The following is a 13,979-nucleotide window of genomic DNA, read 5'->3' as shown; positions in this document are numbered from 1 at the left end:
ATGAAGAAGACTCTGCTTCTGCAAACTGCCCTGGTAGCGGCTGCCGGCCTGTTCGTGGCCGATGTTGCCTCCGCGCAGGTGAAGGCCGAGCCGATCAGCGTATCGCTGGGCGGCTTCATGGAACAAAACTTCAAGATTCAGGACAAGGGCACCAGCGCCAACACGACGCAGGCGAACGAGAGTTCGATGACGTTCGGCCGCCCGAACACTGAAATCTGGTTCAACATCCGCGCGGTGCTGGACAACGGCCTGAAGGTCGGTGGCCGCGTCGAGCTGGAAGGCGCGACCTACGGCGACCAGATCGACGAGTCCTATGCCTGGTTCGAAAACGATTCCTACGGTCGTATCGAAGTGGGTTCGACTGACCGCGTGTCGTCGAAGATGAACTACTTCGCCCCGGCCGCCATTCCGGGTATCGGCACCACTGCCCCGGCAGAAGCCTCGGCCGCCCGCATCTCTCCGCTGATGTGGTACCGCAACAGCGGTAACGACGTGCAGGGTATCAACGTCTACACCGCCTCGAACCGTTATTTCGGCTCGAAGGTCGGCAAGGGCCTGATGCTCGGCGTGTCGTATGTTCCGGATGGCTGTGAAGACGACAGCGTGCTCGGCACGGTCACTGCCAACAACGACACCACGACCGGTGCGCTGTCCAATGCCCTGTCGTCCTGCGGCCAGGGTGCGGGCACCAGCCCGTTCGGCACCAAGACCTCGGGTAACCTCAAGGATCAGATCCAGTTCGCTGGTAACTACCTTGAGAGCTTTGGGTCCTTCGACGTCGCTCTGTTCGCTTCGTACACTCGCACGAATGTCGAGCAGCGTGGCACTGTTGTTACCGGTGTGACTGGCAATCCCTACCTGAAGGGTGCCAATGGTCTGGCCGGTTACGCACTGGGCACCACCATCACCTATAACGTGGGTGACGGTTCGACCGTTCAGGTCGGCGGCGGCTACCGCAACGAAGAAGTCTTCGCTGTGCGCGCAGCTGGTGCGTCGGTTAATCCGGTCATCGGTACGGAAACCGCCTACACCGCTGGTATCAAGTACCTGACCAACGGTGCGGCTGCAGGCTCGATCGGTATCGGTGCTGACTGGTGGACGGGCAGCAATGTGGTTGGTGCCGGTTCGGCGAACGTTGCCGGTTCGGACATGGATTACTACGGCCTGGGCCTGACCTATCAGCTCGCCGCGGGCATCCTGCTCTATGTCGGTGCGGGTATTGTTGACTACACCGACCAGCTGCCGGCCACCAAGACTGGCGATTACAAGCAGACCTTCGGTCAGACCGGTTTCGTGTTCAACTTCTAAGTCGAGCACAAATCTGTTCGGAGAGGGGCCGGGAAACCGGCCCCTTTTCTTTTTTGTGAAACTGTTGTGACTCTTCTGTCTTGTGACTGCGGTTACAGGTTTTGATGGCCGATCGGCCACACCCTGGAACCAGTTTCTCCCAAAGGCCTGAAATGACAGGCCTTGAATTGACAAAATCCGGTCCGGCGCGCATGTCTCATCCGGCTTCCAGCGGGAAGCACCAGTGCGGCCACCCGACGATGCTGACACCATCCTCAAACAAAGGACCCACCGGATGAAAAAGACTCTCCTCTTGCAAACTGCCCTGGTGGCGGCTGCCGGCCTGTTCGTGGCCGATGTTGCCTCCGCGCAGGTGAAGGCCGAACCGATCAGCGTCTCGCTGGGCGGCTATATGAACCAGGCCTTCAAGATCCAGGACAAGGGCACCAACGCCAATACCACCCAGCAGAACGAGGGTGATATGACGTTCGGCCGTCCGGATACCGAAATCTGGTTCACCATCCGCGCCGTGATGGATAACGGCATGAAGGTCGGTGGCCGTGTCGAACTGGAAGGCGCGACCTATAGCGACCAGATCGACGAATCCTATGCCTGGTTCGAGCATGACGCCTATGGTCGCGTCGATATCGGTTCGACCGACCGCGTATCGGCCAAGATGAACTATTTCGCGCCGACCGCCATTCCCGGCATCGGCACCAACTCGCCGAACGAGCTGACGGCCACCCGCATCAATCCGCAGATGTGGTACCGCAACAACGGCAATGACTCGCAGGGCATCAATATCTACACCGCTTCGAACCGCTACTTCGGCTCGAAGGTCGGCAAGGGTCTGATGCTCGGTGCGTCTTACGTGCCGGATGCCTGTGAAGACGACAGCGTGCTCGGCACGGTCACGAACAACGCCGATGGCGCTGCTTCGGGCAGCCTGTCGAATGCGCTCAGCTCGTGCAACCAGGGCAGCGGCTCCAGCCCGTTCGGCACCAAGACCTCGGGTAACCTGCGCGATCTGACCCAGTTCGCCGGCAATTACATCGAGAGCTTTGGTCAGTTCGACGTGGCGCTGTTTGCCTCGTATACGATGACCAACATCGAGCAGCGCGGTGTGACGGTTTCCGGTGTCACCGGCAACTCGTTCCAGCCGGGCGTCAATGGTCTGAGCGGTTACTCGCTCGGCACCACGGTGACCTACAATGTCGGCGACGGCTCGACCGTTCAGCTCGGCGGTGGCTTCCGCAGTGAAGAAGTGGCCATCACCCGCTCGACGGCCGGTGTTGTGCAGATCGATCGCGAGCAGGCCTGGACCGCTGGTCTGCGCTACCTGACGAACGGCGTCCGCCCGGGCTCGATCGGTGTCGGTGCCGACTGGTGGACCTCGAAGAATCCGGTCGGTCCGAACACCTCGAACAACATCGCGGGTGCCGACATGGACTATTACGGTCTTGGCCTGACCTATCAGCTGGCGGCAGGCATCCTGCTCTACAGTGGTATTGGCGTGGTGGACTACACCGATGCCAACCAGGCGACCAGCACGGGTGACTACAAGCAGACCTTCGGCACGGCCGGTTTCCGCTTCGACTTCTAAGTCGGGCAAAACGTCTGTTCGGGAAGGGGCCGGGAAACCGGCCCCTTTTCTTTTTTCGGGGCGCGCGTCTTTCAGAGCAGTACTGCGAGGGCCAGCAGCAGTGCGATGGCCCACAGGGCCCAGAGCAGCGGACGGCGCCGGCGCGCATTGGCCAGCGCCTGGGTTTCCGCCAGTGCGGCTATGCTGGCCGGGCTGAGCTGCAGGCCCTCGGCTTTCGTCGTTTCCGCCAGCGCTTCGAGATCGCGTGCCACCTGCGGCAGTTTGCGGGCGAAGTCGAACAGGCTGCTGGCGGTTTCCTTCAAATAGGCCTCTGGCCCCATATGCTCCCGGGCCCAGGCCTCGATCACCGGGCGGGCTGCATTCCAGAAGTTGATCTCCGGATCCAGGCTGCGCGCCACGCCCTCCACCGTCACCATGGTCTTCTGCAGCAGCAGCAGATGGGTCTGGGTCTGCATGCCGAAGGTTTCGGTGATCTGGAACAGCTGCGCCAGCAGGCGGCCGATCGAAATCTCCGCCATTGGCCGGTCGAGAATGGGCTCGCCGATCGAACGGCAGGCCTGGGCAAAGGCATCGATCGAGCGGTCGGCCGGCACATAGCCGGCTTCGAAATGCACTTCTGCGGCCCGGCGCCAGTTGCCGGTCAGGAATGCTCCCAGCATTTCTGCCATGAAGCGCCGGGTCTTCAGGTCGAGCCGGCCCATGATGCCGAAATCGACCAGTTCCAGACGTCCATCGGTTGCTACGAACAGGTTGCCGTGATGCATGTCGGCATGGAAATAGCCATCGCGCAGTGCCTGTTTGAGGAAGACGCGGATCACGCGATCGGCCACGGCCGTCACATCGATGCCGGCGGCGATCAGGGCCTCGCGATCTTCAATGGCGATGCCACCGATCCGCTGCACTGTCATGACGCGGCGCGCGGTGCGCTGCCAGTCGATGGCGGGCACGATGACATCGGCATCGTCGATGAAGTTGTCGCGCAGTTCCGAGGCTGCAGCCGCTTCAAGTCGCAGATCGAGTTCAATGGCAACCCAGTCATGCAGTGCGGCGACCACCTCGCGCGGACGCAGGCGCGCCATGCCCGGCAGGTGCCGCTCGGCGGCATCGGCCAGCCAGGCGAACAGGGCAAGATCGCGAGCAAAGGCCTGCTCAACGCCGGGGCGCAGGATCTTTACGGCGACGGGCAGGCCTTCCGTGGTGTTGGCCAGGTGAACCTGCGCCACGCTGGCCGCTGCCACCGGCTCGATCTCGATATCCGCAAAAACCCGCTCCGGCGGCACACCCAGTTCCGCGCTCAGGATCGCATGCGCCTGTTCCCAGGGAAATGGCGGCAGTTTGTCGCGCAGGCGGCCGAGATCCTCGGCAATCGCGGGGCCGACGATATCGGGCCGCACCGAAAGCACCTGTCCAAGCTTGATGAAGCTGGGCCCAAGATCGCCCAGTGCCGCGGCCAGACGTTCGCCGGGCCGCAAATGCGCTCGCCTGCGGCCGAAAACGCGCCCGAAGAGATCCAGCGCCACTTGGGCGCCGCGCGGGGTGAATGCCGACTCGCGCAACAGGAACAGTGCATCGTGGCGCGCGAAGCAGCGGCCGATGGCAAACAGGCGAAGCAGATGGCGCAGATCGGTCAGCACGTCAGTCGGCACCGGGTCAGATACGGCGGGCTGAATGCATGGCGGCGATCCCGCCGGTGAGATCGCGCACCGCCACATTGCGGAAGCCGGCGGCCTCGATCATGGCAGCAAAGCGTTCCTGGCTGGGAAAGCGGCGGATGCTTTCCACCAGATAGCGATAGGAATCGGCATCATCGGCAACGATCCCGCCCAGTTTCGGCAGCAGGTTGAAACTGTAGATATCGTAGATCTTGGCCAGCGCCGGATTGCGCACGGTGGAGAATTCCAGGCAGAGAAAACGCCCGCCGGGCTTCAGCACGCGGTACGCCTCGGCCAGCGCCGCCTCGATATGGGTGACATTGCGGATGCCAAAGGCGATGGTATAGGCATCCACCGAACGGTCAGGCAGCGCAAGCGTCTCGGCATCCATGCAGGCCCAGGTCAGGCGGCCGAGGCGCGCCTGGTCGATGGCGCGGTTGCGGCCCTGCTCGAGCATGGACACGTTGATATCGGCCACGATCACATTCGACTGCGGGGCGCGGTCAAGGATACGGAAAGCGATGTCGCCGGTGCCACCCGCCACATCCAGCACGGTCATGGTGCCATGCGGATTGAGCCAGTCGATCATGGCGGCTTTCCACAACCGGTGGACGCCGCCCGACATCAGGTCGTTCATCACATCGTAGCGGCTGGCAACCGAATCGAACACCCCGCGCACCAGGCGCGCCTTGTCGCCTTCCGGCACGTTGCGGAAGCCGAAATGGGTCTCGTTTCCCGGCTTGCTGTCCGGGGTCGGGTCGGGGTGGCTCATGGCGGCAGACCATAGCCGAAATGGGTCCGGAACGGTATAGAGACAGCCCAGAGGATCGTCATGCCTGAACTGCCCGAAGTGGAAACCACCCGCCGGGGGCTGGCCCTGAAACTGGAGGGCCGGCGCATCACCCGTATCGAGGCGCGCCGCCCCGATCTGCGGTTTCCGCTGCCGAAGAATTTCGCCAAATCCATCCAGGGCCGCCGGGTCGAGGCGCTCGAGCGCCGTGCCAAATACATCCTGGTGCGGCTGGAAGGTGATCTGGTCTGGCTGATCCATCTCGGCATGTCGGGCCGCATGGTGATCCGCGCCGGCTGGCCCAACGATATCGGCCCGCATGATCATGTGATCTTCGCCACCGAGGATGGCTCGGCCGTCACCTTCAACGATGCGCGCCGCTTTGGCATGATGGACCTGGTGCCGGCGGCAAAGCTGAGCACGCATCGCCTGCTGGCCGGAATCGGGCCGGAGCCACTGGACGATGCTTTTACCGCAGCTGTGCTGCGGGATGCACTGCAGGGCAAGAAGGCGCCGATGAAGGCCGCCCTGCTGGATCAGACCGTGGTGGCGGGCCTGGGCAATATCTATGTCTGCGAGGCCTTGTTCCGCGCCGGCATCAGCCCGGAAAAACTGGCCGGCAGCGTCAAGGCCGAGAAGCTGGAAATACTGGTGCCGGCGATCAAGGCGGTGCTGGGCGAGGCGGTCGAGGCTGGTGGCTCGTCCCTGCGCGATTACGTACAGTCCGACGGCGAACTCGGCTATTTCCAGACCCGCTTCCGCGTCTATGACCGTGAGGGCGAGGCCTGCGTCACCTGCAAGACCAAGGTGCAGCGGATCGTGCAGTCCGGGCGGTCGACCTTCTTCTGCAAACGCTGCCAGAAGTAGCGATTCTCAGGCCCTCCAGGGCTTCCAAAAAGCGCCCCGACCTGCCAAATTCCCGGCCATGTTCCGCCCCGGCTGGAGGTGTTTCCCGGTCCCGGCGCTAGCTGCACTTTTCGTCCTGGCCACACCCCTTATGGATGGTGTCGTCATCGGCGGTCTGGCGCTGGCGGGGATTCGTGCAAGCCTTTCAGACGCCCTGATCCCGGGCGCCCGTGCGGCGGCCGGTTTTCTCTCCATCTCCGAAGACGTGCCGCTGATGCCGGGCCTGGCTGAAAATGCCGATGCCGCCGCCGTTTTCGACAAACCCTCCGGCCGCATCGCCAATGCCGAGGCCAAGGGGGCGGTCACGGCCGCCGCCGTGCGCCAGTTCTATTCCACGACCCTGCCGCAACTCGGCTGGCAGGCGCTGGGCGCTGAACAGTATCGCCGCGAACGCGAGCGGCTGCGGTTCAGCTTCGCCGGCCGCGACGGGGCGCTGACCGTGCGCTTCGAGCTGTTACCCGACCAGCAATAACTTCAGAAACCAGAGGAAACAGTCATGTCCTACGAGAACATCCTGGTGGAGACGCGCGGCCAGATCGGCCTGATCACGCTGAACCGGCCCAAGGCGCTGAATGCCCTGAATGCCGCGCTGATGCAGGAACTGACGCGTGCCCTGGATGCTTTCGAGGCGGACGATGCCATTGGCTGCATGATCATCACCGGTTCGGAAAAGGCCTTTGCCGCCGGTGCCGATATCAAGGAGATGCAGTCCAAGACCTATATGGATGTCTACAAGGAAGACTTCATCACCCGTGACTGGGAGCGCGCCGCGCGCTGCCGCAAGCCGGTGATCGCCGCGGTGGCAGGCTATGCGCTGGGCGGCGGCTGCGAACTGGCGATGATGTGCGATTTCATCATTGCGGCCGATACGGCGAAATTCGGCCAGCCGGAAATCAATCTCGGCACCATTCCCGGTGCCGGCGGCACCCAGCGCCTGACGCGCTTTGTCGGCAAGTCCAAGGCGATGGAAATGTGCCTCACCGCCCGCATGATGGATGCCGAGGAAGCCGAGCGTTCCGGCCTGGTCAGCCGCGTGGTGCCGGCGGCTGAACTGCTGAATGAGGCGATCAAGGCGGCCGAGAAGATCTGCAGCCTGTCGCGCCCGATCGTGATGATCGCAAAAGAATCGGTCAATCGCGCCTACGAGAGCACCCTGGCTGAAGGCATCCGTTTCGAGCGCCGGGTCTTCCATTCCACCTTTGCCACCGAAGACCAGAAGGAAGGCATGAGCGCCTTCGCCGAAAAGCGCAAAGCCGATTTCAAGCATCGCTGAACAGGACGATCAGATCATGGCCCCGCGCGGACGCAATCCAGCGAATGACAGCGAGACCAGTGCAGCCGCCGGCCTGCTGCCGGCCGGCCTGCGCGATGTGCTGCCGCCGCGCGCCGAATGGGAGGCCCAGGCCAGCGAGAAGCTGATCGCCAGCTTCGCCGCCCATGGCTATGCCCGGGTCAAGCCGCCGCTGATCGAGTTCGAGGAAACCCTGCTGGCCGGCTCAGGCCAGGATCTCGCCGGCCAGATGTTCCGCGTCATGGACCCGGTGTCACAGCGCATGATGGGCCTGCGCACCGATATCACCCTGCAGGTGGCACGCATCGCCGCCACCCGCATGAAGGATTCGGCGCGGCCGGTGCGGCTGGCCTATGCCGGCCAGGTGCTGCGCGTGCGTGGCACGCAGCTGCGCCCCGAACGCCAGTTCGCCCAGGCCGGTGTCGAGCTGATCGGGTCGGATGCACTGGCGGCCGATGTGGAAGTCGCCGTGCTGGCGGCCGAAGCCGTGGCGGCGCTGGGTGTCGGCGGGTTGTCGCTGGATATCACCCAGCCGCTGCTGGCGCCGGCGATCATCGCAGCCCATGGGCTGGAGCCGAAACAGGCCCGCGCGGCACGCCGCGCCCTGGATCGCAAAGATGCCGCCGAACTGAAGGCTGTCGGCGGCGCTGCGGCTCCCACGCTGCTGAAACTGCTGGCGCTCACCGGCCCGGCAAAGGCTGCGCTCGACGGCCTGAAAAAACTGAAGCTGCCGGACACGGCAGCCAGGATCGTTGCCGATCTCGACCGGCTGGTGGCCGAGGTTTCGGCAGCGGCCCCCGATCTGCTGGTCACGCTCGATCCCGGCGAATTCCGCGGCTTTGAATATCACACCGGCATTGCGTTCACGCTGTTTGCCCGCAATGTGCGCGGCGAGCTGGGCCGTGGCGGGCGCTACACCGCGCCGGCCGGCGAAACCGCCACCGGCTTCACGCTTTATCTCGACAGCGTGATGCGCGCCCTGCCGCCGCAGGCAGTGCCGCAGCTGGTTTATCTGCCCTATGGCACGCCGCGGGCCGCGGCGGCAAAGCTGCGCCAGGATGGCCGTGCCACCTGGGCCGCGCTGGCCAAGGAAAACATTGAGATCAAAAAGGCGGCCAAGGCCGCCGGGTGCAGTCATTGGTGGGACGGCAAGGCCGTCCAGTCCGTCTAATCCGTTTCGCGTGAAGGATCGTTGAGATGAGCAATGTGGTCGTGGTCGGCGCCCAGTGGGGCGACGAGGGCAAGGGCAAGATCGTCGATTGGCTTAGCTTGCGCGCCGATGTCGTGGTGCGGTTCCAGGGCGGGCATAACGCCGGCCATACGCTGGTGATCGGCAACAATGTCTACAAGCTGTCGCTGCTGCCGTCGGGCATCGTGCGCCGGAACAAGCTGGCGGTGATTGGCAATGGCGTGGTGGTCGATCCCTGGGCGCTGTTTGCCGAGATCGACAAGCTGCGCGGCCAGGGTGTGGAGATCGGCGAACACAATCTGAAAGTGGCCGACAATGCCGTGCTGATCCTGCCGCTGCATCGCGAGCTGGATGGCCTGCGCGAGGATGCCACCGATGGCGGCGTCAAGATCGGCACCACGCGGCGTGGCATCGGCCCGGCCTATGAGGACAAGGCCGGCCGCCGTGCCATCCGGGTCTGCGATCTGGCCGATACCGCCACGCTGGGCCGCAAGGTCGATGGCCTGCTGTCACATCACAATGCGTTGCGCCGCGGCTTTGGCGTCGAGCCGGTGGACCGTGCCGAACTGCTGAAGCAGCTGGCCGAGATCGCACCGAAAATCCTGCCTTATGCCGCGCCGGTCTGGCGCGATCTGGATGAAGCCCGCCGCGCCGGTAAGCGTATTCTGTTCGAAGGCGCGCAGGGCTCGCTGCTCGATGTCGATCACGGCACCTATCCGTATGTCACATCGTCCAACACCATGGCGGGCTCGGCCTCGGCCGGTTCGGGCCTCGGCCCGGGCTCGCTCGGATTTATCCTTGGCATCGTGAAGGCCTATACCACCCGCGTCGGCGAAGGCCCGTTCCCCACTGAACTGACTGACGATATCGGCCAGTGGCTGGGCGAGAAGGGTCATGAATTCGGCGTCGTCACCGGGCGCAAGCGCCGCTGCGGCTGGTTCGATGCCGTGCTGGTGCGCCAGACCGTGAAGCTGAACGGCATTCATGGCATCGCGCTGACCAAGCTGGATGTGCTGGACGGCCTGAAGGAACTGAAAATCTGCGTCGGCTATGACGTGAACGGCAAGGTGCTGGATTATTTCCCCGCCGGCATGGGTGACCAGGCCGCGGCCAAGCCGGTCTACGAGACCATGGAAGGCTGGAGCGAAACCACCAAGGGCGCGCGCAGCTGGGTCGACCTGCCGGCGACGGCGGTCAAATATGTGCGCCGGATCGAGGAGTTAATCGGTGCACCGGTGGCGCTGCTCTCCACCTCGCCGGAGCGCGAGGACACCATCCTGATGAAGGATCCCTTCGAGGATTGATCGCGGTGCGGTTGTAGCTGTGGATAAGTCGGTGTTACTGAAAAGTAACACCCTATTATCGAGCCGTAACCTGCCGCTAAGCCGCTACCCGGACGACACTGCAGCCATCGAGTTTGCAGACCCGGGAGGGGTTGATGCTCAGGACGCAGGAAGCAGCTTTATACACATTCGGCCATGATGGCATGACCGCGCTGTGCGAGGCGATCTGCCTTGACGCTGTCGAGGTCGCCGCCGCCACCCGCGTCAGCATCTGGTTCTTCGACGACAGTGGCGACATGATCTGCAAACGCCTGCTCGACTCGCGCGACGGTCGTTTCAATGAGGGCGCCGTGATTCCGCGCTCAGCCACCCTTGCCTATCTCGATGCCGCCGCCCGCGGCCTTGCCTCGATGCAGACCGAAAATGCCCCCGAACTGCCGGGCGACACGCCAGCGGCCCGCGATCAGGTGCAGGCCCGCATCGATCTTCTGCTGGTGGATGCCCAAAACAATCCGGCAGCGATTTTCCGCTGCGAGCGCTGCGATACGGCCCAGGAATGGCGCCCGCGCGATATCACCGTGCTGCGCAACCTGGCCCAGACATTGGCTACCGCCATCCGCCGTCACAGCCAGCGCTACAATCCGGTGCCGGCGATTCCGGCCGTGCCTTCGGTTGCCCTGTCACCGATGGGATCTGCCCGCCAGAATCTGGAGTGGCTGCGCCGCGGCACCGAACCGTCGATCTGGCTGCAGGCGATGACGGCCGACGCCGCCTTCGATGCCCTCGGCCTCAATCCGCAGGTGCCGGGCGTCGAGCCGCTGACCATCGATCCTTTCGCCGATCTCGACGACGACGACATGCTTTGAGGTTGATTTTCTTCGAGTCGATCAGTTCCGACTCAGTACGCAGGAGCGCGCCGCAAGAAATGCAGCGCGCTCTTTTTTTACCTGCGGTCAGGCGGTCGCCTGGCCTTCGATCTGGCCCATGCCGGCCTGGGTGCTGATGCCCTGCTCCAGGGCGGCATTGCGCACGGCTTTCTGCAGCTTCTCGAATGCCCGCACCTCGATCTGGCGCACGCGCTCACGGCTGATGCCATAACGCGCTGACAGGTCTTCCAGGGTGGTGGGCTCCTCGGTCAGGCGCCGCTGCATCAGGATGTCGCGCTCGCGCTCGTTCAGCTGCTGCATGGCCGTGGCGAGCAGCTGCTTGCGGCTGTCGAATTCGTCGCCTTCCACCAGGCGGGCTTCCTGGTTCGGAGTCTCGTCCACCAGCCAGTCCTGCCACTCGCTGCTGCCCTCTTCATCGCCACGCAAGGGCGCGTTCAGCGAATGGTCGGGCGCCGCCAGGCGGCGGTCCATGGTGATGACTTCGTCCTTGGTGACGGCCAGTTGGGTGGCGATCTTTTCCACCTGTTCCGGCGTCAGCTGACCACCATCGATCGCTTTCATCTGGCCGCGCAGGCGGCGCAGGTTGAAGAACAGCTTTTTCTGGGCTGCCGTCGTACCGATTTTCACCAGCGACCAGGAGCGCAGGATGTATTCCTGGATCGAGGCGCGGATCCACCACATGGCATAGGTCGAGAGGCGAAAGCCCTTGTCGGGGTCAAAGCGCTTGACCGCCTGCATCATGCCGACATTGCCTTCGGAGATCAGTTCGCCCACCGGCAGGCCGTAGCCGCGATAGCCCATGGCGATCTTGGCCACCAGGCGCAGATGGCTGGTCACCAGCTTATGCGCTGCGTCCACGTCGCCATGATCACGCCAGGCCTTGGCCAGCATGAACTCTTCCTGCGGCTCCAGCATGGGGAAGCGGCGGATATCGGACAGGTAGCGGGATAGCCCCCCTTCGACGGAGGACAGGGCAGGCAGACTGGCTGTGCGAGACATCGATGAAACTCCCCCGACCGGACCCTTGGTTTGGGGGCCCGACCCAGTGTGAGAAATGGTGGTCGTGTCTTTCATTTGCAATGAGCAAAGCGGCCAAATGCGGCGGAAGTACGGCTGCCCGACCGGACTGTGCCGGCGATCACAGTCGCGGAATTTACCAGAAAATTAGGAAAACCCATTGATGCCAGTCAAGCCCGGCCTGCCCCATGGCCGGTCAACGCGGCGTCGAGCGCTGGGTGGAGAGCAGTTTCAGCAGGGTGGCGAAATCCGCCGGCAGCGGACTTTCAAACCGCAATAGCTTGCCGCTGACCGGGTGCCGGAAGCCCAGGGTGGCCGCGTGAAGCGCCTGGCGTTTGAAGCCGAGCAGGGCGGTGCGGGCCGGGTCGCTGAGCTGGAAACGCTGCAGGTTGCGGGCCCGGCCATATACCGGATCGCCGATCAGCGCATTGCCCTTGGCGGTCATATGGACGCGGATCTGGTGCGTGCGCCCGGTTTCCAGGGTGCAGCGGACCAGGGCGCAGACCGGCTGGCCGCGGGCATCGAAAATCATTTTCTGTGTGGCGTAATGCGTGACCGCTGCCTTGCCGCCGCGCGCCACTATGGCCATGCGCTTGCGGTCCTTGGGGTCGCGGCCGATGGCGCCCTCGATGGTGCCCTGCAGCGGGTTGGGATGGTCCCAGACCAGGGCATCGTAACTGCGCTCGATATCATGCTCGGCAAACAGCGCGGCCAGCGCATGATGGGCACGGTCGGTCTTGGCCGCCACCACCAGGCCCGACGTATCCTTGTCGATGCGGTGCACGATGCCCGGCCGCTTCACGCCACCGATGCCCGACAGGCTGTCGCCGCAATGATGCAGCAGGGCATTCACCAGCGTGCGGTCGGGATTGCCCGGCGCCGGATGCACCACCAGGCCGGCCGGCTTGTCGACCACGATCAGCTGGTCATCCTCGTAGACCACGGTGAGCGGGATATCCTGCGCCTGCGGATCGGCTGCCACCGCACTGGGCTCGCCCACCACATAGAGTTCGCCCGGTTTGATCTTGCGGGAGGGGTCGGTTATCGTCGCGCCATCTAGACGAACCTGACCATCGAGGATCAGCGACTTCAGCCGCGAGCGCGACAGCGAAGCCCCGGATTCGGCCGCGGCCAGCTGCTCGGTCAGCACGGCGGCCAGATAGCGGTCGAGCCGTTCGCCGGCCGCGTCAGGCGGCACCGGCGGCAGACTGTGCTGGACGCTACTCTGCTGTATAGGGTTGGGTTCGGACATCGGAGTGTTTTACATGGTCGAGCAGACGACGGAAGAGTCGACGACGAGGATACGGTGGTTAAAGGCCACCGTCATCGGTCTGGGTGTCATCTTCCTGGGCCTTGCCGTCCTGCTGATCGTGCTGATCATGACCGGCGGGCCGAAACGCACGGCCAGCAGCGGCACGGTGGCACCGCGCAGCGTGGTCGTGGAAGACCTGGAGTTCAGCCTGCCGCGCAACAGCCGGGTGGCCGAGGTATTTGCCACCGGCAACCGCATCATCCTGCGCGTGCGGCTGGCCGATGGCACCGAGCGGCTGTATGCCCTGGATGGCGAGACGCTGAAGCCGCTGGGCAGCATCACGGTGAAAGTCGAGAAGTGAACCTCCTGCGGCTGAGCGCAGCGCAGCTGGCGCGCCTCGCCGATCTGGGGCAGGCGGCCTGGCCGCGCGAGGCCTGCGCCCTGCTGGTCGGGCATGGCGACGGCGACGCACTGCAGGTGAGCGAGATCGTGCCGGCAGACAACATCTCCACCGATCCAGAACGCGAATTCGAACTCGATCCCGCTGTGCATTTCGCCACCCTGCGCCGCCTGCGCGATGATCCGATGCGAACCAATTCCATGATTGGTCACGACTCAATTATTGGTCACTGGCACAGTCATCCCAACGGCCGCAGTGAGCCCTCTGCAAAAGATGTCGCGATGATCAATGATCCGGGACTCGTCTGGCTGATCTCGGCCGTGCATGATGGCCGGGCCTCGGCCCCGCATGCCTTCCGCGCGGTCAGCCAGGCCACCGGTTTCGGCTTTCTCCCCTTGACGATCGAGCAGCAGGACTAGCGC

At 64.0% G+C, this 13,979-nt stretch carries 14 protein-coding genes; 10 read left to right on the top strand and 4 right to left on the bottom strand.

Going from position 1 to position 13,979, the window contains the following annotated elements:
* The gene (locus tag AAG821_RS12185) at window positions 1-1,308 is read left to right on the top strand and encodes a porin (RefSeq protein WP_341912612.1); all 1,308 of its coding nucleotides are present in this window, start codon (window positions 1-3) and stop codon (window positions 1,306-1,308) included.
* 274 nt (window positions 1,309-1,582) lie between these two features.
* Entirely contained in the window at window positions 1,583-2,890 is a 1,308-nt protein-coding gene (locus AAG821_RS12180; protein ID WP_341912610.1) for a porin, read from the top strand.
* A 71-nt stretch (window positions 2,891-2,961) separates the two neighbouring features.
* Here AAG821_RS12180 and ubiB read toward each other — a convergent pair whose 3' ends face one another.
* Both ubiB and ubiE read right to left on the bottom strand, forming a co-directional pair.
* Window positions 2,962-4,524 carry a 2-polyprenylphenol 6-hydroxylase gene (gene ubiB / locus AAG821_RS12175; protein ID WP_341916290.1) on the bottom strand — a complete coding sequence of 521 codons (1,563 nt, stop codon included), beginning with the start codon at window positions 4,522-4,524 and terminating at the stop codon, window positions 2,962-2,964.
* Window positions 4,525-4,540: 16 nt separating this feature from the next.
* Complete coding sequence (gene ubiE / locus AAG821_RS12170; RefSeq protein WP_341912605.1) at window positions 4,541-5,314, bottom strand: bifunctional demethylmenaquinone methyltransferase/2-methoxy-6-polyprenyl-1,4-benzoquinol methylase UbiE; 774 nt, start codon at window positions 5,312-5,314, stop codon at window positions 4,541-4,543.
* Window positions 5,315-5,374: 60 nt separating this feature from the next.
* Here ubiE and mutM point away from each other — a divergent pair, with 60 nt between their 5' ends.
* The 6 genes from mutM to AAG821_RS12140 all read left to right on the top strand — a co-directional run bounded on the left by mutM (window position 5,375) and on the right by AAG821_RS12140 (window position 10,867).
* Window positions 5,375-6,199 carry a bifunctional DNA-formamidopyrimidine glycosylase/DNA-(apurinic or apyrimidinic site) lyase gene (gene mutM / locus AAG821_RS12165; RefSeq protein WP_341912603.1) on the top strand — a complete coding sequence of 275 codons (825 nt, stop codon included), beginning with the start codon at window positions 5,375-5,377 and terminating at the stop codon, window positions 6,197-6,199.
* A 130-nt stretch (window positions 6,200-6,329) separates the two neighbouring features.
* Window positions 6,330-6,710, top strand: coding sequence for a hypothetical protein (locus AAG821_RS12160; RefSeq protein ID WP_341912601.1), 381 nt, complete (start codon window positions 6,330-6,332; stop codon window positions 6,708-6,710).
* Between the two features lie 24 nt (window positions 6,711-6,734).
* On the top strand, window positions 6,735-7,511 hold the full coding sequence (locus AAG821_RS12155) for an enoyl-CoA hydratase (RefSeq protein WP_341912599.1): 777 nt from the start codon (window positions 6,735-6,737) through the stop codon (window positions 7,509-7,511).
* A gap of 16 nt (window positions 7,512-7,527) precedes the next feature.
* Window positions 7,528-8,700, top strand: a complete 1,173-nt coding sequence (locus tag AAG821_RS12150; protein WP_341912597.1) for an ATP phosphoribosyltransferase regulatory subunit — start codon at window positions 7,528-7,530, stop codon at window positions 8,698-8,700.
* Between the two features lie 26 nt (window positions 8,701-8,726).
* Complete coding sequence (locus AAG821_RS12145) at window positions 8,727-10,022, top strand: adenylosuccinate synthase (RefSeq protein ID WP_341912595.1); 1,296 nt, start codon at window positions 8,727-8,729, stop codon at window positions 10,020-10,022.
* Between the two features lie 134 nt (window positions 10,023-10,156).
* Window positions 10,157-10,867 (top strand): hypothetical protein, encoded by a 711-nt coding sequence (locus AAG821_RS12140; RefSeq protein ID WP_341912593.1) that lies wholly within the window; start codon window positions 10,157-10,159, stop codon window positions 10,865-10,867.
* A gap of 87 nt (window positions 10,868-10,954) precedes the next feature.
* Here AAG821_RS12140 and rpoH read toward each other — a convergent pair whose 3' ends face one another.
* Window positions 10,955-11,887: an RNA polymerase sigma factor RpoH gene (gene rpoH / locus AAG821_RS12135; RefSeq protein WP_341912591.1), complete on the bottom strand. Its 933-nt coding sequence runs from the start codon at window positions 11,885-11,887 to the stop codon at window positions 10,955-10,957.
* Window positions 11,888-12,101: 214 nt separating this feature from the next.
* Entirely contained in the window at window positions 12,102-13,157 is a 1,056-nt protein-coding gene (locus AAG821_RS12130) for an RluA family pseudouridine synthase (RefSeq protein WP_341912589.1), read from the bottom strand.
* A gap of 13 nt (window positions 13,158-13,170) precedes the next feature.
* Between AAG821_RS12130 and AAG821_RS12125 the strand changes: the two genes are divergently transcribed.
* Window positions 13,171-13,518, top strand: a complete 348-nt coding sequence (locus AAG821_RS12125; protein ID WP_341912588.1) for a hypothetical protein — start codon at window positions 13,171-13,173, stop codon at window positions 13,516-13,518.
* Window positions 13,515-13,976 (top strand): M67 family metallopeptidase, encoded by a 462-nt coding sequence (locus tag AAG821_RS12120; protein ID WP_341912586.1) that lies wholly within the window; start codon window positions 13,515-13,517, stop codon window positions 13,974-13,976. The genes AAG821_RS12125 and AAG821_RS12120 overlap by 4 nt, the downstream gene beginning before the upstream one ends.
* Window positions 13,977-13,979 lie beyond the last annotated feature (3 nt).

This window comes from Ferrovibrio terrae (assembly GCF_943372915.1).
Classification (GTDB): Bacteria; Pseudomonadota; Alphaproteobacteria; order Ferrovibrionales; family Ferrovibrionaceae; genus Ferrovibrio; species Ferrovibrio terrae_A.
The sequence above is the reverse complement of the archived record's forward strand: the minus strand, read 5'-3'. Positions and strand labels throughout refer to the sequence as shown.